Consider the following 24,671-nt stretch of genomic DNA (forward strand, 5'->3'; position numbering starts at 1 on the left):
ATTTGCAGACTATTTTAGAGGTGAGGCAATTGAGAATCTTGCATACGGCGGATTGGCATCTCGGAAAAACGCTTGAAGGTCGGAGCAGGCTAAAAGAGCAGGCACAGTTTCTTGATGAACTGTATGAAATTGTTGTAAAGGAGAAAATTGATGTCATTTTGATGGCAGGAGACGTTTTTGATACGGTGAATCCTCCGGCAGGAGCAGAAAAGCTGTTTTATGAAAGTATTTCAAGACTTTCTGATAGAGGAAAAAGACGTGTTATCATCATTTCCGGAAATCATGACAGTCCGGAACGATTGCAAGCAGCAGCTCCGCTGGCAAAGGAGCAGGCGATCGAGCTGATCGGCTACCCAAGAGGCGATGTTTTAACGGTTGAAGTTCCGCGGACAAATGAAACAATGAAGCTGGCGGCGCTTGCTTATCCGTCGGAAGCAAGGCTGAATGAACTGCTTTCAAACGAATATGATGAACTCTTATTGAGAGAGCATTACGATGAAAAAATTCGCGGCTTGTTTGCAATGATGAGCAGAGAGTTTGAACCTCATACGGTGAATATTGCCATGAGCCATCTTTATGTAGCCGGAGGCAGCACGACAGATTCGGAGAGACCGATTGAAGTCGGCGGAGCGTATACAGTTCGAGCCACAAGTCTCCCGGAAAAAGCGCAATATGTCGCATTGGGGCATCTTCATCGGCCGCAAAATGTTAAAAAGTCCAATGTGCCGGCAAGATATTCCGGATCGCCGCTTGCCTATAGCTTTTCTGAGGCAGGTTATACGAAGTCTGTCACAGTGATCGATGCAAAACCCGGCGAGAACGCGGTTGTCTCCGAAATTTATTTGTCGAGCGGAAAACCGCTTGTGAAATGGAAAGCAACTGGCGGTCTTCTTCAAGTTCACCAGTGGCTTGAAGAAGGAAGAGACAAAAACGCATGGATTGATCTTGAAATTTTTTTGACCGACAGCCTTTCATTAGAAGAAATTCATCGGTTGAGAAAATGGCACGACGGCTTTATTCACATCCGGCCGATTTTTGAAAAAGAAACCGAAAAGATCCAACAAGAAAGAAGAGAAAATCTCCCGATTGATGAAATGTTTAAACGTTTTTACAAAAAACAAACTGGCGGCGCCGAGCCGGAGGCAGAGCTCATTGAACTGTTTATGACATTGCTCTCTGAAGACTTAAAAGAGGAAGGAGCACAGTCATGAAGCCGATAAAACTTTCTTTAGCTGGACTGAATAGCTATCGAAAGATGCAGACGGTCGATTTTGAAACATTATGCGACGGCGGTGTCTTCGGAATATTTGGTCCGACTGGCAGTGGAAAATCAACGATATTGGATGCCATTACGTTAGCGCTTTATGGAAAAGTAGAGCGAGCGGCCAATAATACGCAAGGGATAATGAACCATGCGGAAGATCAATTATATGTCAGTTTTACATTTGAGCTTGAAGATGGCCGATCAAAAAAACGATACACTGTTGAACGAACGTTTAAGCGGGTGGATAATGTCAGGATCAACACAAGGCTGTGCCGGCTTCTCGAAATAGGAGAAGAAACGGTCGTTTTGGCAGATAAAACAAATGATGTAAATGACAAGATTTACGAGCTTTTAGGGCTGACGATAGAGGATTTTACCCGCGCCGTTGTCCTTCCGCAAGGGAAGTTTGCTGAATTTCTTTCTTTAAAAGGCTCGGAAAGAAGGAAAATGTTTGAACGATTGTTCAACTTGGAACGATTCGGCGACCAATTAAATAAAAAGCTGAAAAAACGTCTTTTGGAATCAAGACAGCAATTCGCTGAATTGTCAGCGGAACAAGCAGGTCTTGGCGATGCCTCGAAAGAAGCCGTTTTAGAGGCAGAAAAAACGTTCATACGCTGTGATACAGTGCTGAAAGAACGGGAAAAGCAGCTGGATGAGGCAGCAAAAGAATTTGAGCGGATTCAGACAATCTGGAATTTGCAGACGGAAAAAACGACTTATGAGAAAAAACGACAGGAGCTTGAGCAAGAAAAGGAGCGGTTTCAAGAAATCGAAGAAAAGCTGAAAAAAGCGGAGCAAGCGGAGATGCTGAAACCATATGCGGAAGCAGTGCTCGAGCATTTAGCGGAAAAGGACCGTTTTGAAAAAGAAACAGAGCATTGGCAGCAGGAAGAGAAAAAGCTAGCAAGCCTTTATAAAGAAAAAAAGGAAGCTTTTGAAGCGATTCGTGCCAAAAAAGCTGTTGAAGAGCCGGAGCTTTTAACAAAACGTGAACTATTGAAACAGCTTATCTCATTGGATGCAGAAATCAAAGAGGATGAAGCATCGTTTGTAAAGCTGAAAGAAGACTATGAAGCATTGAAAACGAGGCTGCATGAAAAACAGCATACAGAGAGAAAGACGAGCGAATTATTAAATAGGGCGTTAGAGAAGCAGCAGGCTTTAAAACAGCAGGCGAAAGAAGAAACAGTTTCAAGAGAATTCCGGGAAAAAATCCAAAAAGCATATCAACAGAAGCTGAAAATCATGCAGCTTATGAAAGACGAATATGAATTAAAAAGCAAAAAGCAAAAGAAAGAAGACCAGCTTAACGAATGGCGGGAAAAGGCTGACGAGTCCGCCCGCAAAAAGAGTGAATTAAACGAACGCCTGGCAGGTAATTTCAATCAATTACAAAAAGTTTATGATCGTTTATGCAGCCAAATGCGGGAGCATGAATTTTTTAAAGAAAAAGTAAAGGATGATTTACAGGCTGCAAAAAGTCAGCTTGAAGAAGAAAGAACAAATCAGGCGGCAGCTTTGATTTCCGAGCAGTTGACGGAGGGGGAGCCTTGCCCTGTCTGCGGCTCCACACATCATCCGGCCCCGAACAGACATTTTTCGATTGAACGTTTAAAAAAATTAGAAGAAACAACGCAGCAGCTAGAACGAATTTTCAAAGAATGTGATCAAACCGAACAGCTGTATTCCTCGCTGAAGCAAAAGCTGCAGGAGCTGTCTGAAGATTTACAAGCGGAACAGTCATTCCTTGCCGGAGTGAAAGAAATAGCGTCGGCTAATGAAGAGCCGATCATTACGATGGACGATAAGCCTCATGATCTTTTGGCATATGACAAATTTAAAATCGAATGGAAAGCTTTGAACCAAGATTACTTAGAAATAAAAGACGCAATAAGAAAAACAATAGCAGACATTCGTGAAGTCAACCATATTACAGCAAAAATAGAACCGTTGCTGGATGCTGGGGAAAAAGACTTATCCGAAATCATGCTACAATTGCAAAATGTAATAGAGCAGCTGGAAGAAGAAAAAAGAAAGTGGGATTTAGAGTTTGCTGATCTCGATATGGATCAAATCGAGATGTATGTAAAGGAAATTAGTAAAAAAGACTCGCTCGTTGAACAGCTGCACGAACGAATTGAAAAAAGCGTCAGCTTTATTCAAGAAAAAGAACAGGAAATCGAGCGGTTAAGGGAAGAAATACTCAATCTTTCCACTCAATTAGCTGCCAAAAAAGGAGAAATGGACAGGCAGGCAGAACTGATAGCCGATAAACAGAAAAGGCTCACAGCGCAAAGAGCTGCAAAGGAAAACCTTTTAACAGAACTTAAGAGGATCGATCTTGCCCTTGAACAGCTAAAAAGGGATGAACAAGCAGCTTATGATATTTTCCAAAAAACGGCAAATGAATATCAAAAAGCTGAAAGTCAGCTCCATACCGCCAAACAGCAATTGACAAGCTGTATAAGCAAGCTTGAAAAAGCGGAAAAAAATTGGAACGACCGAAAACAGCAGACTCCTTTTGCAAATGTGCATGAAGTGAGAAATTCCGTTTTGCAGGAAGAAGAAAAACTGGCTATGCAAACGAGTCTAGATCAATATAAAAAGGAAATGGAGCATGTAGCATCTGCAATTGAACGTCTGGAAGAAAAATTAGGCGGAACTGTTCTTAAGCAGGAAACATGGGAAGAAACGAAAAAATGCTTAGAAGAAGCTAGAAAGCAAGTAAACGAAGCAATGGAACAAAGAGGCGCGGCGGCAAAGCATTTGCAGCTGTTAAAGGAAAAACATGAACGATATGTGGAAATAGAAAAAGAGAAAGAAGAGTTGCAGCTTCTTCTTAATCGGTTAGAAAAACTTCAAGCCGTCCTGAAAGGGAATAGTTTTGTCGAATACATGGCTGAGGAACAGCTTCAACAAATAAGCTTTGATGCTTCACAGCGGCTTGGGGAATTGACAAGACAAAGATATGCGATTGAAGTCGATTCAGAAGGCGGTTTTATCATGCGTGACGATGCAAATGGCGGAGTAAAACGACCTGTTTCGACATTATCTGGCGGAGAAACATTTTTAACTTCTTTAGCCTTAGCTTTGTCGTTGTCCACCCAAATTCAGCTTCGCGGAAAATATCCGCTTCAGTTTTTTTTCCTTGATGAAGGGTTTGGAACGCTTGATGCAGAGCTTCTCGATACGGTTGTATCGGCTTTGGAAAAACTGCAATCGCAAAATTTATCCGTTGGCGTAATCAGTCACGTGCAGGAGCTAAGGGAACGATTGCCTAAGCGGCTGATCATTGAGCCAGCTGAACCTTCCGGAAATGGAACGACCGTGCGAATCGAAACGATTTAATTACATGAAGCAAGGATATTTCTGACCTAGTATGCCGTTACCAGTTAACAGCAAGTATTACATTCTCTAAAGGATCTTAACCGCTCAACATGACGGGGCTGTCTAATAAGTCGATTTTCCGGCTTATAGACGCCCCGTTAATGTTTTAGAAATGTTGATATATCAAATGTTTATGATGTTTCGTTTTCAATGGATTTTGACTTTCTAAGACAGCCCCTGCTAATCTTAGCATGTTTTGATTGCTGTGCTCATCCGTACTTTTTTAACCGTTTTTCATCGTTTTGACAAGATGTATGCTGCTTCAGCATTCTCCAAATAAGCGAAAAAAGCAGGTTCGATGGTGACGCCTGCTGCATCATGCACAAATCGTTTCAGCATTTCCAAATAAGCTTAAAAACAGGAGAACGGTACCATCTGCAATTTAGCCCGTTTTGAAATAGGTTGAGTAAAAGTTTTCCGTCAAAAAAATAAGACTATGAAAAGGCGAGTCTTATAAAATATCAAATTCCTCTTTTACAACGGGATGAAAATCACTTTACGAAATTAACTGTATTGTATGTTAATGTTGTGAGTGCGAATGCTTTCTAACTGTATAACAGTCCATGAAAAAACTAATGCAGGTTTTCAGCTTCTTTGAACCGATTCATAGTTTCACTCTATTTGTGCATCATGAGGACATCCACATTCCTAAAAAGAGTCTTTTGATCTGAAATGCAAGACAATGCGCTTTTTTTATTGAGCAGGACAACAAATTGAATGTCCTGCTCGCAAATAGTGTTTCTGGATCATAATATAAATCCAATCGTTATTTTTCACTAAGTCTTTTTAACGAACCAGGTGGCTATGCATTTGCCGTCTGGTTTTGATCATTTACGTCCGGATCGATTCCGTTTGTTATGCTGAGACCGTTGTTATTAATATGAAAATCGCCTGTGCAGCTGCTACCAGAGCCGCTGATGGATTTTGATGCTGATTTTGGAGATAAATAAAAGGAATCTCCAAAATTTACAACTCCTCCTGAAACGGAATTAATTTTTATCGGTCCGACAATCGCTGGCATGAGGAACATCCTTTTCCTTGTTGTCTCATAAATCATATGCGTAGAGAAAATCTATTGTTCAGGTGCATCAATATGTTTTGTCTTGTTGAAATTACCGTTGTTTTTCGTCGCCATCAACGTTTTTAGACAATTGTCGAATATGTTTTATTCGTGCTTCCGCGCATATTTCTTCGGCTGATCCAAAGTTCACGATGCTTGAAGATGAGATGCCCAAAATTTTTACGTGATCGACATATATGTTCGGAGAATTGTTTGAATATGCGCTGGAAAATTGTTCGTCAAAGGAAGGCTGAGGAATGGATTCGCGGAAAAGCTGATAGGAGCGAAACGACCCTTCCTTTGTATTAAATTTTTCATAGTCCCGCTGAACTGCCAGAACATTCGTTTTAGGGGTAATTTTTTTCGCGTCACCGATTTGGAATACGGAACAGATGTCTACTGAGTGTATATACGCCACTCTTATGTTCGCAAATCTTTTTAACAAATACATTAGTCTAATGACAAAGGAACAAATGGACCGATGACCAGTGATTCAGGTGGCGTATCAAAAATGGAAGAAAGAGAGATTTTATCCGCATCCCCTATTAAAAAAACTGATGAACTTGAAACCCCTATGATTCTCACCATGCCCACATGCAAGCCGTTATTGATGACGGTAAAATTCATGACAATTCGTCGCCTTTCTTTTTATTGGGGAAATGTTTAAAAAAATGATCGATCGATTGATCAATATCTTTTTTTACCTTTTCTTCAATCCATTGTATTTTTTCTTTTATATCTGTTTGCTCATGGAGACGGAGTCTTTGTAGATAATAAGTAATCCTTCCTTCAAGTTGTTTTCTAATGTCTTCTATGATGAGTGCTTTATATGTTTCATCTAATTCATATTCATAGTTTTTAGCAAAGTCTTCAATCTTTTTCGGACATTCTTCTTGTAAATAACTATGAATGCTTTCAACGCATTGTTCGAATATTTGCTGTTTTAATTCGCGATGAACATCATCGACGTTTAGTTCTTCATTTTTTACGGAAAATTGTTCAATTGCCTCCTGATCGGCAGGATTTAAACCGATATTCAAGACTCCTTCGAGCGTTTCGATTTTCAATTGGTCAAATTTGTACTCAACTTTTTCAATATTTGTATAAGGTTTGTTTTTGATCTCTTCCATTTGTTCTTCAAGGTAAAGAAACCCTTTTTCCAGATGGTCGATTCTTTTGCTTTGGGAATGGAGATATTGTTCCAATTTTAGAATATATTGCAATAATGATTGTATAGTGTAATTCATGATGTTCTCCCCACCTTTATCTGCATTCGTTACCATATTTATATTCTTTTCCAAATGAAAGGTGAATCGCTATGAAATGCTTGGTGGACGGAGAGGCACAATGACTCCGTTTCCCTGGCCGGACGGAGCGGGAGCCGGTTCAGTAAATTGTCCTGTGTTGTATAAATTCGACAGCGGTTTTATGATTCCGGCGCTGCCGATTTGAAACACGGATGAATTGGCGATCGTTCCGATACGTATAAATTGTATGTGAATCGATTGTTGAATATAAAAATTCATATAACCACCCTCTAAGCATTTAACACTTGCGGCTGATCAACGAGATCACTGTCAAACGTATTCGTAATGCTGTTTTGGTTAAATACGTAAAGACCGTCACCTGTATTGAAGGAACCAGCCCCTGCGAATGTTTTCACTTCACTGTATGGCGAAATGTTTACGACGTCTCCGACATGAACGACACTGGCCGTCCCGACGCTATTTACCTTCATAGCACCAACAATTGCAGGCATCGTTTTCCATTCCTTTACCTTAAAAGTTGTTTAGCTATATTAAGTGTATGTCATGTCTTGAAAACTGTGATAAACGTTTAGAGTCGCATTTTTGTATACCTCAATATTTCACAAAATAACTATGCAAAATTCGTGGTGCTTTTAGCACATTTACACAAAAATTTCATAAAATAATCGCATCCGAAAAAATTTTTGCCCGAAGAGCATGGTGACTTTTCTTGTTTTCAAATTGTTTTTCATTTATCAAGGAAAAATAATGGAAAAAAGTTCAAAAAAATTATTATTCTTACTTGACATATAGGATTAATACGATTAAAATGTAACTCAATATTATTTTCTTAAACTATCAAAAAGTTTTTGTTGTGAAAATCCCTACCGTTTTAGTCGAGATTAATCTAGTAAACTTTCAGGGGAAGGGGGCATTTGGTGAAGGTTTCAAGCAGAGGTGAATATGCATTACGTGCTTTGCTTGTACTTGGACAGCAACAGGGAAGAATTTATCCGATCAATGAAATCGCCAAACAAACGCTAGTTACGGTCAAATACTTGGAACAAATCTTGCTCCAATTAAGAAAGTTGGGATATGTGCACAGTAAAAGGGGCATACAAGGAGGCTATATGCTCCGTTTATCGCCGACTGACATTAACATAGGAGAGGTTATCCGGCAAATTGAAGGTCCTTTATCTCCAATGGGGTGTGCCAGTACGACGGCTTATGTGCCGTGTCCATTGGAAGATAAGTGTTTATTAAAGCCGCTTTGGACGGTTGTACGTGACACAATTGCCCGCGTTCTTGAACAAACAACTTTAGATGATTTATTGAATAAAAGAATTACAACGGGAATTGGAGGGGAGAGCTTTGTTAAAAACGAAAATTGATCAGGAGTGGATTGAAAGAATTATACGTTCACTAGAAGATTTGGAATACGGGTCTGTGCAAATTATTGTACATGACTCAAGAATAACACAAATCGAAAAATTGGAAAAATTCCGTTATCCTTTAGAACGAAAGGATAGCCATAACAAAGGGGCTAAGTGAACATATAAAACAATATCATAAAGAGGTCGTCGATCGGTCCACCGAAGACTCCCTATGTCTTTTCAATATTCCCGGATCGAGGAAGTTTTTTTATTTATAACACCGCCACCGAAACATAGCGGAAAGGGAGATGAATTTTATGAATATTACAAATAAACGCAAGTCAAAAGGACTATTTTTTCTATTATCTGTTATTACAAGTGTAGCTCTTGTTTTAAGTGCTTGTGGTTCAAAAAATGAAAGTGCCAGCTCCAGCTCAGAGGGAGATAAAAAGGCAGTCGAGTTATTAAACGTTTCTTATGACCCTACACGTGAGTTTTATCAAGACTTTAATAAAGCTTTCGCAAGCTATTGGAAAGAAAAAACTGGTCAAGAGGTTACGATTAAGCAATCACATGGAGGTTCTGGAAAGCAGGCGCGGTCTGTTATCGATGGTTTGGAGGCAGATGTTGTAACGCTAGCGCTGGCTTATGATATTGACGCCATTGCAGATACTGGATTGATCGAAAAAAATTGGCAACAAAGATTGGATAAAAACAGTTCTCCTTACACGTCCACTATTGTGTTTCTAGTACGCAAAGGAAATCCGAAAGGTATTAAAGATTGGGACGATCTTGTCAGATCTGATGTTTCGATTATAACCCCCAATCCAAAAACATCGGGTGGAGCACGCTGGAATTATTTAGCTGCATGGGGATACGCATTGAAAAAATATGGCGGCGATGAAGAGAAGGCAAAAGAATTTGTTGCGAAAATATATAAAAATGTTCCAGTATTAGATTCCGGGGCAAGGGGTGCTACAACAACATTTGTCGAAAGAAAAATCGGTGATGTTCTTCTTGCTTGGGAAAATGAAGCTTTTCTAGCCATCAATGAACTAGGAAAGGATCAATTTGAGATTGTTGTGCCTTCTGTAAGCATTTTAGCAGAACCTCCTGTTGCTGTTGTAGACAAGGTGGTTGATAAGAAAGGAACGCGCGAAGTAGCTGAAGAGTATTTGAAATATTTGTACACGGAAGAAGGACAGGAATTGGCAGCGAAGCATTATTATCGTCCAACATTGCCAAAAGTCGCTGAAAAATATAAAGATACATTCCCGCAATTGGAACTCTTTACAGTTGACGAACTGTTTGGGGGCTGGAGAGAGGCTCAGAAAAAACATTTTGACGACGGCGGTATTTTCGATCAAATTTATCAGCCGAAATAATGATTTGTTCCGATGAATGGAGGATTGGAAGTGGCCAAAACAAAACAACAGCACAGAAAAGGGGTTATTCCAGGTTGGGGACTCACGATGGGCTTTACGCTAACTTATCTTAGTTTAATAGTGTTGATCCCCTTGTCCGTTATCTTTTTAAAAGCCTCAACACTCAGCTGGGAGCAATTTTGGCAAATCGTCACAACTGACAGGGTGGCAGCCTCGCTTCGTTTATCTTTTGTTTCTTCATTTATTGCCGCTGCCATCAATTTAGTTTTTGGTCTTTTGCTTACTTGGGTGTTAGTGAAATATGATTTCCCAGGGAAAAGAATTATCGACGGATTAATCGATTTGCCGTTTGCTCTCCCAACTGCAGTAGCGGGAATTTCTTTAACAGCTGTTTATGCCCCGACAGGCGTTATTGGACAGTATTTGGACCGCTTCGGTATTGAGGCTGTTTATACCCCGCTCGGTGTCGTAATTGCTTTAACGTTTATCGGATTGCCGTTTGTTGTGCGGTCTATCCAGCCCATTTTGCATGATTTAGATCAGCAGTACGAAGAAGCGGCAGCTGTTTTAGGTGCAAACCGTTGGCAAACGTTTTGGAAAGTGATTTTGCCATCACTTGTTCCTGCGATGTTCACCGGGTTTTCGCTCGCATTTGCGCGGGCGTTAGGCGAATACGGATCAGTCGTTTTCATTTCCGGCAATATGCCAATGAAAACGGAGATCGCCCCTCTTTTGATCGTCACCAAATTGGAACAGTACGATTATGAGGGGGCAACAGCGATTGCCGCTATTGTATTGATTATCTCTTTTTTCCTGCTTTTTCTTATAAATTATTTGCAATGGAGAACGAGTCGAAAATATTTTATTCATTAAGTCACTAAGGAGATGTTATGCCTCAAATGGGTACTAAAACGAAGAAACAGCCTCTTGTCGGTGTTCATACAGAATCTGCGTGGATTCGTTTTATATTGACGGGAACGGCTCTATTATTTGTTGGTTTTTTTCTCATTATCCCGCTAATTACTGTTTTTACAGAAGCTTTGAAAAACGGTTTAGAAGTTTATTTTGCTTCGGTTACAGAACCGGATGCTCAATCAGCGATCCGTCTTACACTTTTGACCGCAGCAATAGTAGTGCCATTAAATTTTATTTTTGGTATTGCTGCTGCATGGTGTATCACAAAGTTTCAGTTTCCCGGGAAAACCTGGCTCATCACGCTTATTGATTTGCCGTTTTCTGTATCGCCCGTTATCGCTGGTTTAAGCTTTGTTTTATTGTTTGGTGCACAAGGTTTGTTAGCGCCGGTTTTAGATTCGCTCGGATTGAAAATAATCTTTGCTGTCCCAGGCATAATTTTGGCTACTTTATTTGTAACTTTTCCGTTTGTAGCCCGCGAGTTAATACCGGTCATGCAGGCAAAGGGGAGTGAACAGGAAGAAGCCGCTTTATCTTTAGGAGCCAGCGGATGGAAAACATTTTTATTCGTGACGCTTCCAAACGTCAAATGGGGAATTTTATACGGCGTCATCCTGTGCAATGCGAGAGCAATGGGTGAATTTGGAGCCGTTTCTGTTGTGTCAGGGCATATACGAGGAATGACAAATACGATCCCGCTCCATGTAGAAATTTTATATAATGAGTACCAATTTACTGCTGCATTCGCAGTCGCTTCCCTTTTAGCTATGTTGGCGATCGTTACATTAATTGTTAAAGGGGTGCTTGAATGGAAGGGTGTAGTTGATGGAAAAGGGTAAGGAGTGTGCATCATGGATATCAATGTGAAGCAAATTTCTAAAAATTATGGCTCATTTCAAGCATTAAAAGAAGTAAATTTAACAATACCGTCAGGGAAGATTACCGCTTTGTTAGGTCCATCCGGTTCAGGGAAAACTACGTTGCTGCGGATGATTGCCGGATTGGAAATGCCTGATAGCGGAGGCATCTATTTTGGCGACCATGATTATACGACAAAAACGGTCCGTGAAAGAAATGTCGGTTTTGTTTTTCAACATTACGCTTTATTTCATCATATGAACGTTTTTGAGAATATTGCATTCGGACTTAAAGTGCGTCCGCGAAAAGACAGACCGTCCAAACAAGACGTCCAACGAAAAGTAAATGAATTGCTTCATTTAGTCCAATTAAATGGTCTTGATCGCCGTTACCCGGCTCAATTATCAGGCGGACAGAGGCAGAGAGTTGCATTAGCTAGAGCGTTAGCAGTGGAGCCGAACGTGCTTCTGCTTGATGAGCCGTTTGGAGCTCTTGATGCAAAAGTGCGTCAAGAATTGCGGAGATGGCTGCGGCAGTTGCATGAACAATTATATGTAACAACTGTTTTTGTTACGCATGACCAAGAAGAGGCCTTAGAGGTTGCTGATCAAGTGGTAATCTTAAATAATGGACAAATTGAGCAAGTCGGAACACCGGATGAAGTATATCAACATCCAAAAACGAAATTCGTGTATCAGTTTCTAGGGCGTGTTAATGTTTTTCATGCTGAAGTGAACGATGGTCGCCTACATATCGGAGAAGCATTATTTGCTGCACCTGATGAAAACATTCAAACGAAAAAAATGATCGGGTATATTCGTCCTCATGAAGTGCGAATAACTCGACATAATGATAATCAAAAATCAATTCAAGTAAAGGTTCGCCGCATCCAATCTTATGGTCCGATTGTCCGTTTGGAATTGGAAAGATTGAAAACGAATGATCTGATCGAAGTGGACTTGAGTGTTGAACAGGCGAATCAACTGAACGTGAAAAATGATGAGATTCTTTATGCTGACTTGGAAAAAATAAAGTTTTTTTCAGATTCTCCATCCGTAGAATGAATAAATAATGTCGCCAAGATCATTATCACTCGAAAAGCCTGCATTTCAAAAAGAATGTAAATAAATTTGACTAATAGTTTTTATAAGGACAAAGGGGGTAGCAAAATGAGGAGAAAAAATCAAAAATCTTTGCTTGCCTTGCTTTTAATCATGATTGTTAGTTTATTTGCTGTTATATCCGGCTGCTCAGGAGAAGAAAAGAATGTGAAAAGCGCCGGTGAATCTCAAGAAACAAAAGATAAAGAGGAAAAGGTAGTTAGAATCGGATATCAAAAATACGGGACATTAAACATCTTAAAGAAACAAGGAACGCTGGATAAAGCGTTAAAAAGTCACGGATATTCTGTCGAATGGATTCAATTTCCGGCAGGTCCGCAGCTTTTGGAAGGATTAAATGTCGGCAGCATTGATATCGGGCATACTGGCGAAGCGCCGCCGATCTTTGCACAAGCGGCAGGCACTGATTTAGTTTATATTGGTCATGAGCCAGAAAGCCCTCTTTCAGAAGCTATTCTTGTTCCAAAAGATTCCCCCATCCGCACTGTTCAGGATTTAAAAGGTAAAAAGGTTGCGCTCAACAAAGGCTCAAACGTCCATTACTTGCTCGTAAAAGCTTTGGAAAAAGCGGGGCTGACCATAAATGATATTGAACCTAAATATCTCGTACCGGGAGATGCAAGAGCAGCCTTTGAACAAGGAAGTGTGGATGCATGGGTCATTTGGGATCCTTTCTTTGCTGTTGCTGAAACGGAGACAGGCGCCAGAGTTTTGGCAGACGGAAAGGATTTAGTGAAAAATAGAGAGTTTTATTTAGCGAGCAGAAAGTTTGCCGAAAATCATAAAGAGGTTATCGATCTGTTATTGGAAGAAATCAATAAAACAGATCAATGGGCTAAAAGTGCTCCAAAAGAAGTTGCAGAACTATTGTCACCTGAATTGGGAATTGATGTTGCTTCGCTTGAAAAAGCAGCTAAAAGAAGAACATATGGTGTTCAGAAAATAAGCGAACAAGTTCTAAATGATCAGCAGGTAATAGCAGATACTTTTCATCAATTAAAATTAATTCCTGAAAAAATCAATGTAAAAGAAGCAGCTTTGGAGGAAACAAACAACTAAATGAAAACAATAGCGAACCGACCAGACAACTGGAGGCTCCTACTTAGCAGAAGCATGCTAAGAAAGGGGCCTTTTTGCGCATTTAAAACCTTGAATGACAGATGAAAATCTAAAAACGAAATGGGTGGAGTGAAAAATGAACATTTTTTGGTTTATTCCAACACATGGTGACGGGCATTATTTAGGTACTACCATTGGAGGACGTACAACCGATTTGTCTTATTTCAAACAAATTGCCCAAGCAGCGGATCGCCTTGGTTACAGCGGGGTGCTGATTCCAACTGGAAGATCTTGCGAAGATGCTTGGATTATTGCCTCTGCCTTAATTCCCGTTACGGAAAACTTACGGTTTCTTGTGGCAGTTCGGCCGGGGTTGATGGCTCCTTCCGCTGCTGCAAGGATGGCCTCGACATTTGACAGAATTTCAAATGGACGATTGCTAGTAAACGTTGTAACCGGTGGTGATCCGGTGGAGCTGAAGGGTGATGGAATTTTTTATTCACATGATGAAAGATATGAAGTGACTGACGAATTTTTGACAATTTGGCGAAAGCTGCTTGCAAATGAAAAAGTCGATTTCACAGGTCGTTACTTACAGGTGGAAGGAGGAGACCTTTTGTTCCCGCCAGTGCAAAAACCATATCCGCCTGTCTTTTTCGGCGGTTCATCATTGGCTGGCCAGCAAGTAGCGGCAAAGCATGCAGATGTATATTTAACATGGGGAGAGCCGCCGAAACAGGTTGCTGAAAAACTGAATCAGGTGAAAAAGCTGGCAGAGGAACAAGGAAGAACAGTGCGCTTCGGCATTCGCTTGCATATCATCGTCCGTGAAACGGATGAAGAAGCATGGCAAGCAGCCGAACGGTTAATCAAATATGTGGATGATGAAACGGTCGCTCAGGCACAAAAGGTTTTTGACCGTTTTGATTCAGTAGGGCAGCGCAGGATGTCAGATCTTGTGAAAAGAGACCGCAAGTCGCTTGAAATCAGCCCGAATTTATGGTCAGGAATCGGTCTTGTGCGCGGCGGAGCAGGTACGGCGCTAGTCGGCAGTCCGGAAACAATTGCAGAAAGGATGAAGGAATATGCTGATCTCGGCATCGAGACATTTATTTTATCCGGCTATCCTCATTTAGAGGAAGCATATAGAACAGCTGAACTGTTGTTTCCTCACTTGCCGATAAGCCATGTTCAAAGAAACAGTGAACCACAACCGTTTGGACCATTTGGAGAAATTATTGCCAACAACAGTTTACCAGCAGAAATGGAGAGAATCAGAAAATGAAAAAGTCGTTGTTTTCCGATCAAGTAAAAAAACAATTAATCCCATGGCTTTTGCCTATATTGATTTTAATCATTTGGCAATTGTTATCCTCTAAAGGGATTCTTTCAACAAAAATTCTTCCAGTGCCGTCAGACGTTGTGATGGCAGGAGTGGAGCTCATTCGTTCTGGTGAATTGTTTCAGCATTTGCTGATCAGCTTTAAACGAGCCATAATCGGTTTTTTGATTGGAGGAAGCATTGGCTTGTTTCTCGGCCTTATTAACGGGCTGTTTCCGATCGCAGATAGAATTTTCGATACAACGATTCAAATGGTGCGGAATATTCCTCACCTGGCCATGATTCCTCTTGTCATCCTTTGGTTTGGAATTGGTGAGGAAGCCAAAGTATTTTTAGTAGCAGCTGGAGTGTTGTTCCCGATTTATGTGAATACACTTCATGGCATTCGGTCAGTAGATCAAGGGTTGATTGAAATGGGACGGGTATATGGACTTCGTTCCTGGCTTCTCTTTTGGCAAGTGGTGTTGCCCGGCGCCCTCCCGTCTATTTTAGTCGGAGTTCGATATGCACTGGGGATCATGTGGCTGACGTTAATTGTTGCTGAAACAATTTCCGCAGATTCTGGTATCGGATATATGGCCATGAATGCGAGAGAATTTATGCAAACAGATGTAGTGCTGCTCAGCATTCTTCTATATGCATTATTTGGAAAAATAGCGGATTCAATGGCAAAATGGCTTGAAAGAAAATGCTTAAATTGGAATCCAAATTATCAAAACTTGTAGAGAATGGGGGGATAAATGTGGAATCTCCAACTTTTGGAACTCATCTGCAAATCAATGGTGTAGAGAAACACTTTGGGAATCAGCAAGTTCTGCGCGGAATTGATCTTGAGGTGCAGCCTGGTGAGTTTGTAGCGATCATCGGCCGAAGCGGCTGCGGAAAAAGCACGCTGCTTCGTTTAATTGCCGGATTAGATGAGCCGACAGCTGGTGAGATCAAGGCTAACAGCGAATTGATGAAGGGATTAAATCCGGAGGTTCGCATTATGTTCCAAGATGCCAGACTTTTGCCTTGGAAACGCGTAATTCAAAATGTAGCGATTGGCATGAAAAAAGAAGATTTACCTAAAGCGGAGTTAGCTCTAAAGCAGGTTGGTCTGATCGACAGGGCAAAAGAATGGCCTCACGTTTTATCAGGAGGACAAAAACAACGGGTGGCACTTGCAAGAGCATTAGCCAGCAAGCCAAGGCTGTTGTTATTGGATGAACCATTAGGTGCGTTAGATGCTTTAACACGCATTGAAATGCAGCGTTTGATCGAACGATTATGGAAGGAGCAAGGATTTACAGCTTTGCTGATTACACATGATGTGGAAGAAGCGGTAGCAATGGCAGATCGAGTGGTGTTGATAGAGGATGGAAAAATTGCGATGGATACACCGATTAAATTTCCTCGTCCTAGGCAGCGCGGTAATGCCGCATTTGCAGCCCTCGTCGAAAAGATTTTGCGCCGCGTAATGGGTGAGGAAGAAAACACACCAGCTGTCTATGCAAGGCAATCAACGTAATAAGCTTAATAAATATATTCATTAAAGGGGGATTTACTAATGAAAATTATCAGAAAAAGTATGTTTTTAAGTTTGATTTTCCTTTTAGTGCTTTGGATTTCAGGCTGCGGCAGCAAGGAGGAGGCAAATGAGACCTCCAATGCGGAAAAATCAAATGCCAAAGCGGAAGAGGAGACATTACCAGACGAACTTAGAATTGGCTATCAAAAATCATCTATTTTGCTTTTCTTAAAGGAAAAAGGCAGCTTAGAAAAAATTTTGGCTGAAAAAGGAGTTAAAGTCACATGGCATGAATTTCAATCAGGACCGCCATTATTAGAGGCGTTGAATGCAGGAAAAATTGATGTAGGATATGTAGGCGGAGCACCTGCTGTACTTGCAGGAGCCGTTTCAGATTCTGAATTAGCCTATCTTGCCTATGAACCGGAAGTATATCGGGCGATTGTTGTTCCAAAAGATTCACCTATTCAAAAGATAGAAGATTTAAAAGGGAAGAAGGTTGCTTTTGGTAAAGGATCAAGCGCACATTATTTGCTCCTTACTGCTTTAGAGAGTGTAGGGCTGACTTTGAATGATATTACTCCTGTCTATTTACAGCCTTCAGATGCTAGAGGAGCTTTTGAACGCGGCAATGTGGATGCATGGGTGATTTGGGATCCATATCTTGCGGACGCAGAAGAAAGTGGAGGTGCTAGAATCATTGCCGATGCAAAAGGTCTCCCGCGTCAATATGGATTTATTGTAGGAAGACGCGATTATTTTCAAGAAAATCGTGAACTTCGAAATTTAGTGATCAGTGAACTAGAGAAGGTTCACAAAGAGATTCAAGCAGACAAACAAGGGGCTGCCGAAAACTTTTCACAGAAAACTGGCATTTCGAAAGATGTATGGAAGCAAACTTTGGAAAGAAGAGAATATGGAGTATTTGACATCACACCTGAAGTGGTGGATGCCCAACAGAAGCTTGCAGATACTTTTTTAGAGGCAGGATTGATAAACGAGAAAATAAATGTGCAAGATGCTGTTCTTTCAGATTAACGAAGCAAGAAAGTGGTCATTTCATGCTTTATAAGTTATAATGACCCTGAAACGGAATGTTCAAAAGAAAGATCCATGCGATAACGATTGACAAGCGCAAATAGTTGTCCTTTTACAAATGGAGGTGTTTATCCCTCCATTTGTTTTTGTGGAGAACAGTTGTCCTTATCTTCACGGAAGCGGTAATGGCCGGTTTGCAAGCGGGCTGTCTGTGAACCTTGAGGCCGTTTTTCTTTTCAAAATTTTTTTCATTGAATGAGATAATCTTTTCGCTGCGGGAAAGGATGTAATGAATGGAAATTACCCGTAAAAATCCAAACTCGTTTTTAACGAAAACAAACGGCTATTTGCAAGGGTATTCGTACAGTTTAAATCCGTATGTCGGCTGTTCATACGGCTGCCATTATTGTTATGTACAAAAGCTTCCAGTCGCATTGTTTAAGAAAAAAGAGTGGGGAACATGGGTTGAAATAAAGGATGAAAAGCCAAACCAATTTTTAGGCGAATTGAAGCGGGCCAAGAAGAAAGGGAAAGTGACGATTTTCATGTCATCCTCAACAGACCCTTACCAGCCGCTGGAAGCGAAGGAATTACGAACAAGAAGGCTCCTTGAAGTGATAGCAGAAATGCCTCCGGACTTTTTATTTGTCCAGACGAGAAGCCCGCTTGTCACTAGAGATATTGATATCTTTCAAAAATTGGGGGATCGGGTGCTTGTCAGCATTACCGTTGAAACGGACAGAGATGATGTGCGCAAAATTTTTTCTCCAAAGGCGCCGCCGATTCAAGCTAGGATCAATGCGCTTAAAAAACTAAATGAAGAGAACATTCCGTCACAGGCGGCAGTTTCTCCTGTACTGCCTTTTTCTCCTAATTTTACGAATCTATTACGGAATGCGACGAAACGAGTCTGTTTAGATGATTTCTTTTTAGGAGATGGAAGCGGCGGAAGACGATCACAGGCGCTCGGTTTGTCAAAGCTTTTTTCGCAAATTGGAGAAGAAGAATGGTTTTCCCCTGAAAACATCGAATATGTGAAAGACTTATTTTTACATGTGTTTGCGAAAGATCAGCTGTTCATTTCTAGGCAAGGCTTCATTCCGCCCGATGGGAGTCATGAAGAATGATCGATTCTCATATTCATTTGGATCAATACGATCCAAAAACTATTGATGAGCAAATCAAAAAGTGGCAGGAAGCGGGCATTACTCATGTTGTGGCCGTTTCAACCGATTTAACATCCGCCTATAAAACGCTTGAATTGAAGCAGAAACATGAAGATTTTATTATAGCAGCTGCCGGCTTTCACCCTGAACAGGAGATTCTTGAAGAACGGGAGCTTGAAGAGCTTCTATCGCTGATTCGAACAGAGAGGGCGATTTCAGCTGTCGGGGAAATTGGTTTGCCGTATTATGAAAAAGAGCGATTATTTGCAAAGTATTCGGAACAAACTTATATAGATGTCTTGAAGGAATTTTTGAAAATCAGCGTTGAACATTCACTGCCAGTTGCCTTGCATGCAGTTCATGAAGATGCGGAAAAAGCTTTCCATCTTTTGCAAAAACATCAAGTGAAAAAAGCGCATTTTCATTGGCTTAAAGCGGCATCATCTGTAGTGAAGGAAATTTGTAAACAACACTATTATATTTCTGTGACTCCGGAAGTTTGCTACCGCCTGCGCGATCAGCAGCTTGCTGAACAAGTTCCGATGGATCAGCTGCTTATTGAGACGGACGGCCCTTGGCGGTATGGGGGAGCGTTTAAAAATGTTGACACAACCCCGTTATTTTTAAAGGAAATTTGCCGCAAATTGGCGAATATTAAAAAGAGGCCGCGTGAAGATATTGTGCGCACAACTGCAAATAATGCGAAAAAACTTTATCTTAATTGGGGGTAGAACATGAAGCTTGTCACTGCAAATATTCACGACAGAACGTTTATCGGACTAATTTTTAACGAAGATTCGGTTATTGATATTCAAAAAGCGGAACTGAAGCTTTATGAATCGGAAATATCGCCTGCATCGCTGCAAGCGTGCATTGAAATGGGTGAAAAATTTGTCCGCCATATTGAAGCATTACAGGAATGGGTTGCGAAGGAAAAAGAAAGGGAGACATATGTCTATCCGCTGTCAGCTGTTAAACTCCAAGCACCGATTCCACGGCCGAAGAAAAACATTATGTGCGTCGGTAAAAACTACCGTGACCATGTTGCGGAAATGGGAAGCGAAAGTGATATTCCTTCCGATTTGATTCTGTTTTCCAAACCTTCAACTTCCGTTATTGCTCATGAAGGAGAAATTGATCCTCATCTTTATTTAACCGACGAACTTGATTATGAAGGGGAACTTGCAGTTGTCATTGGGAAAAAAGGAAAACAAATTCGCGAAGAAGAAGCCTATGACTACGTTTTTGGATATACGATCATCAATGATGTCACAGCAAGAGATTTGCAAGCTCGCCACAAACAATATTTTTTAGGAAAAAGCTTGGATACATCATGCCCGATGGGACCGTATATTGTACATAAATCGGCTGTTTCGAATCCACAGCATCTGTCTATCGAGACGAAAGTTAATGGCGAAATTCGGCAGCAAGCCAATACAAATCAAATGATTTTCCCGATTAAACGGATCATTTCCATCATTTCTCAAGGCATGACTCTTGAACCGGGAGATATCATTGCAACAGGTACACCTGCGGGAGTCGGAAAAGGCTTCAATCCGCCGAAATTATTAAAGCCTGGCGACACTGTCGAAATTACGGTAGAAGGAATTGGCACGTTGAGAAATAAAGTCAAGGAAATTTAATAGCGAAAGGACGGGCAAGAGTGAGCCCCTTTAATCTTTCGTTTTAGTGCGTCTTTGTCAATTTAGTGAAATCATTTTATTTATCATAGTAATTGCTATGTTTTTGGATGATCATTTGATATGATGAATGTGGACTTGCAAGTATAGATGGGGGAGGGCATTTATGACACATTTGCATATTACATCATGGGTCATTTTGCTGATTTTGTTTTTCATTGCCTTTGCCAAACCTTCAAAAGGTTTGCATATGGCTGTGCGAATCTTTTATTTAATCGTGTTGGCAACTGGACTTGAATTAATTTTCCGCTATAATGTGTTCAGCATGGCCAACTATGTAGGGGAATATGTCGCTAAAATTTTCCTTGCCATTGTTTTGATCGGGCTTATGGAAATGGTTTTGGGCAAAAAGAAGAGAAACGAATCGTCCAAAGGCATTTGGATCGGCTTTTGGATTGTGCTGATTCTCGTCATTTTGCTTGGATTTAGACTGCCTCTTACTTTTTAAAAAATATGTTGATGCAAAAATATAGGAGCGTATTTCGCAGGGGCTGTCTTAGAAAGTCAAATCGCCATTGAAAACAAAAAATCATAAACACCGATATATATCAACGTTTCTAAAACATTAATGGGGGCGTCAATAAGCCGTAAAAACGACTTATTAGACACCCCCCTATTATTTTTCTTTCTTGTCTTTGACAATAAAAACCAGCCTTAAAAAAACATCCAAATCCTATAATTATTAGAATTATATGGCCTATATTTCATATCATCAATGGTTAATGAAAATAAAAAAGCTCCAAGCAAAATAAATGGAATAGCTAATAACCACCTCAAATTATGAAACTCTCCTTATCTCGTTTTTTATTAAGGCTTGAATAATAATTCGATATGAGTTCATTGAAACCTTGCTAATCGCCAAAAAGTTGGACGAAATTCCGCGGATTGGAAAAAAGTTTCAATGCAGGCGATGCCTTACGTTTACTTTCTTTTTGTGAATATCCTAATGTTTTAGGTTCATATTTTTGTTTTTATAAACATTTTCGGTAGCGCAGTCTACATTGATGTTGGGCAGCCGGTCTGTTTCGCCCATCATTGAATAAATACTTAGCCACAGGGTGACAATTCGAACGAATAGCATCTTTTTGAATATCCAGCATTATCAGGCTGAAGCTGTTTTTTATGTGTCTCCTTAAAAAAATTTAAATGACTCTTCTCTGCACTCCCCCTATCAATTGCAAAGCTTTCATTACTCCGACTGTCTTAAAAGTACTTTTTAACTAAATCCTTTTTTCCTTGAATTGCAGTTATGAAATAGAGCTGACAAAGCTTCGTTCCCCTGTGCTTACAGTGAATTCAAACAGGTCTTTTTGTTTGTCTCCCCGATGGAAAAAATGCTGAACCGCACAAAGAGAATCCGTATTATCAAATATAAAAACAGAAGCGCCTTTCATCGGTTTGTTTCCATGGTGATACAACAATTGATTGTGGCAGTAGATGATGTCATAAACGGAAAAGGATAAAGCATTTAAATGGTGTACAAACATTATAAAGCTTTCATCATCCAATTCATTTAAAAAAGAATGAAATGCATAGGGGAATGTCTTCTTGATTCGAATTTTTCCGCCTGACCGCAAGTATTCTTCCTTATTATGTCCAATATCAACCCATCGGCCGTTTTTCAAAAGTTCAATGTGCTGATCGTTTAAATCATCAAGAGAAATCTGTTCATCATCTTCATCATCGATCAAAATCGGTTTTGCTTGAAGCATTTCAACGGTTGCGGTCCGAAAACTCCTTTTTTGTTTATGGAGAAGGTCATTTTTTACGTCCGAAAACAATATGAACACCTCAATACTTTTTATTGATTGTTTTAGACAAAATGCTTTCTTTTTATACAAATGGGCAGGTAACATTGAACTTTTTTTGCATACAATAGCTACATCTTTCATGTTATAGATAGTGGGGTGATAAGCATATGTGTGGAATTGCTGGCTGGGTAAATTTTCAACAATCACTTTTCCAAAATACTGAAATAATGGAAGACATGATTGACACGTTAAGCAAAAGAGGGCCTGATGATACAAATATTTGGGGAAAGAAGCACGTATTGTTCGGGCATAAAAGACTTGTTGTCATTGACCCGGAATGCGGTCGACAGCCGATGACAAAACAAAAAGAAGATAATTCCTACACGATTTGTTATAACGGCGAGCTATACAATACGGAAGATATTCGCAAAGAATTATTGAAAAAAGGCTATACGTTTCGCGGCCACTCAGATACGGAAGTTCTTTTAGCTTCATACATGGAGTGGAAAGAAGAATGTGTGCACCATTTAAACGGAATTTATGCTTTTGCCGTTTGGGATTCAGCAGATGAAAAATTATTTATAGCACGCGACCGTCTTGGCGTTAAACCGCTCTTTTTTTATGAAAACAACGGTAATTTTCTGTTCGCTTCTGAAATAAAAGCCCTTTTAGCCAACCCTGAAGTCGATGCTTTGCTCGATCAGGAAGGGCTGCAAGAAATTATGGCGCTGGGGCCGTCGAGATCTCCCGGTTCAGGCGTTTTTAAAGGAATCGAAGAGCTTAGACCCGCCCATGCCCTAAGTTTTAATCGAGATGGCTTAAAAATATGGAGGTATTGGAACGTTAAAAGCCATCCGCATGAGGATTCTTTTGAAGAAACGGTCGAAAAAGTGCGTGAATTACTAATAGATGCCGTCACAAGACAGCTTGTCAGCGATGTTCCGCTATGCACGTTTTTATCGGGAGGATTGGATTCGAGCGCCATTACAGCGATTGCCGCCAGGACATTTGAAAAGGAAGGAAAGGGGCATCTTCATACTTATTCAATTGATTACGAAGGGAATTCTGAGTATTTTCAACAAAGCGAGTTTCAGCCGAATGCTGATGCCTACTGGATTCATTTAATGAAGGAATCTTTTCAAACCATTCATCACGAATGTATCATGACACAGGAAGAGCTTGTCTCATATTTGCAGGAAGCAGTTGAAGTCCGTGATCTTCCGGGGATGGCGGACGTCGATTCTTCACTTCTTTGGTTTTGCCGGCAAATTAATAAGGACTTTGTCGTGAGCTTGTCGGGAGAATGTGCGGACGAAATTTTCGGCGGATATCCGTGGTTTTATCGTCCTGAGGAATTGGCAAGAGAAGGATTTCCGTGGATTCGTTCATTAGATGAGCGGATCAAGCTGCTCCGGAACGATTGGCAAAAAAAGCTGAATATAAAAGAATATGCTTTAAGGCAATATGAAAAAACGATTGAAGAAACACCTGTTTTAGATGGAGAACCTGAAACGGAAAGAAAAAGGCGGGAGCTTTTTTACTTAAATATGATATGGTTTATGACAACATTGCTTGACCGAAAGGATCGCATGAGCATGGGGGCATCGCTTGAAGTGCGCGTTCCGTTTGCAGATCACCGGCTTGTCGAATACGTCTGGAATATTCCGTGGGAATGGAAACGATATGGCGATCGGGAAAAAGGCCTATTACGGAAAAGCTTAGAAGATCTTTTGCCGAAGGAGGTTGTCTACAGGAAAAAAAGCCCGTATCCGAAAACACATCATCCGAAATATACGAAGCTTGTAAAAGAACAGCTTGAAAACGTATTGGCCATGAAAGACTCCATATTGCACGAGCTTTTCGATGGGAATGCATTAAATAAATTAGTAGAGACAGACGGTGCATCTTTTCAACGCCCATGGTACGGACAGCTGATGACGGGACCGCAGCTGTTAGCCTATCTTTGGCAAATTCACATTTGGTTTGAAAAGTACCGGATTAATATCATTTGATGAATTTAGGGAAAATGAGGCTGTCTTAGAAAGTCAAATCGCCATTGAAAACAAAAAATCATAAACACCGATATATCAACGTTTCTAACACATTAATGGGGGCGTCAATAAGCCGTAAAAACGACTTATTAGACACCCCCCTTGCTTTTTATAATAAAGAAGGACAAACATGTTCAGCATGTTATAATGTTTTTTATAATGAAATTCAAAAATGATCTGCAAGGGGAGCGGGAGGGGAGAGATATATAAACATTTTGTAGAAACTGAATGATTCATCGGTAGAAAAAAGATTTTTATGAAAATGATGAACGTTTTCAAAAAATTTTCTAATGTCTAGGAATCAAGCAGGGAGAGAAGCTTACAATAAGATCCGAATTTGGCCTGGTACGTTTCATGTTGTAAGAGAATAGTTCAAGAAGATATGAATGAAAAATTAACTGACCTAACTTTTTGAATACGTTGACGAACTGTTTGATCGTG

At 40.4% G+C, this 24,671-nt stretch carries 25 protein-coding genes; 18 read left to right on the top strand and 7 right to left on the bottom strand.

What is annotated here, in order from left to right:
* Positions 1-29: 29 nt before the first annotated feature.
* Positions 30-1,211, top strand: coding sequence for an exonuclease SbcCD subunit D (locus NSQ41_RS05040; protein ID WP_339199087.1), 1,182 nt, complete (start codon positions 30-32; stop codon positions 1,209-1,211).
* Complete coding sequence (locus NSQ41_RS05045) at positions 1,208-4,615, top strand: SMC family ATPase (protein ID WP_339211134.1); 3,408 nt, start codon at positions 1,208-1,210, stop codon at positions 4,613-4,615. Before NSQ41_RS05040 ends, NSQ41_RS05045 begins: the two co-directional genes overlap by 4 nt.
* Before the next feature lie 841 nt (positions 4,616-5,456).
* On the opposite strand, the gene NSQ41_RS05050 is transcribed toward NSQ41_RS05045, so the two are convergent.
* From NSQ41_RS05050 to NSQ41_RS05075, 6 genes are all read right to left on the bottom strand, one after another.
* A complete protein-coding gene (locus tag NSQ41_RS05050; protein WP_063386628.1) occupies positions 5,457-5,675 on the bottom strand; it encodes a spore germination protein in 219 nt (72 codons plus the stop codon).
* A gap of 91 nt (positions 5,676-5,766) precedes the next feature.
* Positions 5,767-6,132 carry a spore germination protein GerPE gene (locus NSQ41_RS05055; RefSeq protein WP_157727918.1) on the bottom strand — a complete coding sequence of 122 codons (366 nt, stop codon included), beginning with the start codon at positions 6,130-6,132 and terminating at the stop codon, positions 5,767-5,769.
* Between the two features lie 32 nt (positions 6,133-6,164).
* Positions 6,165-6,341 (bottom strand): spore gernimation protein GerPD, encoded by a 177-nt coding sequence (locus NSQ41_RS05060; protein WP_339194649.1) that lies wholly within the window; start codon positions 6,339-6,341, stop codon positions 6,165-6,167.
* Positions 6,338-6,961, bottom strand: coding sequence for a spore germination protein GerPC (gene gerPC, locus NSQ41_RS05065; protein WP_339211136.1), 624 nt, complete (start codon positions 6,959-6,961; stop codon positions 6,338-6,340). The genes NSQ41_RS05060 and gerPC overlap by 4 nt, the downstream gene beginning before the upstream one ends.
* A gap of 69 nt (positions 6,962-7,030) precedes the next feature.
* Positions 7,031-7,240, bottom strand: coding sequence for a spore germination protein GerPB (locus NSQ41_RS05070; RefSeq protein WP_063386632.1), 210 nt, complete (start codon positions 7,238-7,240; stop codon positions 7,031-7,033).
* Positions 7,241-7,251: 11 nt separating this feature from the next.
* A complete protein-coding gene (locus tag NSQ41_RS05075; protein ID WP_063386633.1) occupies positions 7,252-7,473 on the bottom strand; it encodes a spore germination protein in 222 nt (73 codons plus the stop codon).
* A 426-nt stretch (positions 7,474-7,899) separates the two neighbouring features.
* On the opposite strand from NSQ41_RS05075, the gene NSQ41_RS05080 reads away from it, so the two are divergent.
* From NSQ41_RS05080 to NSQ41_RS05150, 15 genes are all read left to right on the top strand, one after another.
* Positions 7,900-8,352, top strand: a complete 453-nt coding sequence (locus NSQ41_RS05080; RefSeq protein ID WP_339199097.1) for an Rrf2 family transcriptional regulator — start codon at positions 7,900-7,902, stop codon at positions 8,350-8,352.
* The gene (locus NSQ41_RS05085; RefSeq protein WP_094245314.1) at positions 8,333-8,512 is read left to right on the top strand and encodes a YezD family protein; all 180 of its coding nucleotides are present in this window, start codon (positions 8,333-8,335) and stop codon (positions 8,510-8,512) included. The genes NSQ41_RS05080 and NSQ41_RS05085 overlap by 20 nt, the downstream gene beginning before the upstream one ends.
* A 139-nt stretch (positions 8,513-8,651) precedes the next feature.
* Positions 8,652-9,719, top strand: a complete 1,068-nt coding sequence (locus tag NSQ41_RS05090; protein ID WP_063386636.1) for a sulfate ABC transporter substrate-binding protein — start codon at positions 8,652-8,654, stop codon at positions 9,717-9,719.
* A gap of 87 nt (positions 9,720-9,806) precedes the next feature.
* Positions 9,807-10,592, top strand: a complete 786-nt coding sequence (gene cysT / locus NSQ41_RS05095; RefSeq protein ID WP_235600405.1) for a sulfate ABC transporter permease subunit CysT — start codon at positions 9,807-9,809, stop codon at positions 10,590-10,592.
* A gap of 26 nt (positions 10,593-10,618) precedes the next feature.
* Positions 10,619-11,473: a sulfate ABC transporter permease subunit CysW gene (gene cysW, locus NSQ41_RS05100; RefSeq protein WP_094246455.1), complete on the top strand. Its 855-nt coding sequence runs from the start codon at positions 10,619-10,621 to the stop codon at positions 11,471-11,473.
* Between the two features lie 12 nt (positions 11,474-11,485).
* Positions 11,486-12,556, top strand: coding sequence for a sulfate/molybdate ABC transporter ATP-binding protein (locus NSQ41_RS05105; RefSeq protein ID WP_339211138.1), 1,071 nt, complete (start codon positions 11,486-11,488; stop codon positions 12,554-12,556).
* 105 nt (positions 12,557-12,661) lie between these two features.
* Positions 12,662-13,672 (top strand): sulfonate ABC transporter substrate-binding protein, encoded by a 1,011-nt coding sequence (locus tag NSQ41_RS05110; RefSeq protein WP_130158334.1) that lies wholly within the window; start codon positions 12,662-12,664, stop codon positions 13,670-13,672.
* A gap of 136 nt (positions 13,673-13,808) precedes the next feature.
* Complete coding sequence (ssuD, locus tag NSQ41_RS05115) at positions 13,809-14,957, top strand: FMNH2-dependent alkanesulfonate monooxygenase (protein ID WP_066250608.1); 1,149 nt, start codon at positions 13,809-13,811, stop codon at positions 14,955-14,957.
* Positions 14,954-15,739, top strand: coding sequence for an aliphatic sulfonate ABC transporter permease SsuC (gene ssuC / locus NSQ41_RS05120; protein ID WP_066250605.1), 786 nt, complete (start codon positions 14,954-14,956; stop codon positions 15,737-15,739). Before ssuD ends, ssuC begins: the two co-directional genes overlap by 4 nt.
* Positions 15,740-15,756: 17 nt before the next feature.
* Entirely contained in the window at positions 15,757-16,524 is a 768-nt protein-coding gene (locus NSQ41_RS05125; RefSeq protein WP_235600403.1) for an ATP-binding cassette domain-containing protein, read from the top strand.
* 39 nt (positions 16,525-16,563) lie between these two features.
* Positions 16,564-17,562 (top strand): aliphatic sulfonate ABC transporter substrate-binding protein, encoded by a 999-nt coding sequence (locus tag NSQ41_RS05130; protein ID WP_186439323.1) that lies wholly within the window; start codon positions 16,564-16,566, stop codon positions 17,560-17,562.
* A 293-nt stretch (positions 17,563-17,855) separates the two neighbouring features.
* The gene (locus NSQ41_RS05135) at positions 17,856-18,689 is read left to right on the top strand and encodes a radical SAM protein (protein WP_311067021.1); all 834 of its coding nucleotides are present in this window, start codon (positions 17,856-17,858) and stop codon (positions 18,687-18,689) included.
* Positions 18,686-19,459: a TatD family hydrolase gene (locus NSQ41_RS05140; RefSeq protein WP_327873806.1), complete on the top strand. Its 774-nt coding sequence runs from the start codon at positions 18,686-18,688 to the stop codon at positions 19,457-19,459. Before NSQ41_RS05135 ends, NSQ41_RS05140 begins: the two co-directional genes overlap by 4 nt.
* A 3-nt stretch (positions 19,460-19,462) precedes the next feature.
* Entirely contained in the window at positions 19,463-20,371 is a 909-nt protein-coding gene (locus NSQ41_RS05145; protein WP_063386644.1) for a fumarylacetoacetate hydrolase family protein, read from the top strand.
* Positions 20,372-20,534: 163 nt separating this feature from the next.
* Positions 20,535-20,876 carry a YisL family protein gene (locus NSQ41_RS05150; RefSeq protein ID WP_063386645.1) on the top strand — a complete coding sequence of 114 codons (342 nt, stop codon included), beginning with the start codon at positions 20,535-20,537 and terminating at the stop codon, positions 20,874-20,876.
* 799 nt (positions 20,877-21,675) lie between these two features.
* Here NSQ41_RS05150 and NSQ41_RS05155 read toward each other — a convergent pair.
* Complete coding sequence (locus tag NSQ41_RS05155) at positions 21,676-22,209, bottom strand: DUF2777 family protein (RefSeq protein WP_063387038.1); 534 nt, start codon at positions 22,207-22,209, stop codon at positions 21,676-21,678.
* A gap of 137 nt (positions 22,210-22,346) precedes the next feature.
* Between NSQ41_RS05155 and asnB the strand changes: the two genes are divergently transcribed.
* Positions 22,347-24,191 (top strand): asparagine synthase (glutamine-hydrolyzing), encoded by a 1,845-nt coding sequence (asnB, locus tag NSQ41_RS05160; RefSeq protein WP_339211140.1) that lies wholly within the window; start codon positions 22,347-22,349, stop codon positions 24,189-24,191.
* Positions 24,192-24,671 lie beyond the last annotated feature (480 nt).

The organism is Aeribacillus sp. FSL K6-8210 (assembly GCF_037963925.1).
Lineage (GTDB): Bacteria > Bacillota > Bacilli > Bacillales > Aeribacillaceae > Aeribacillus > Aeribacillus composti.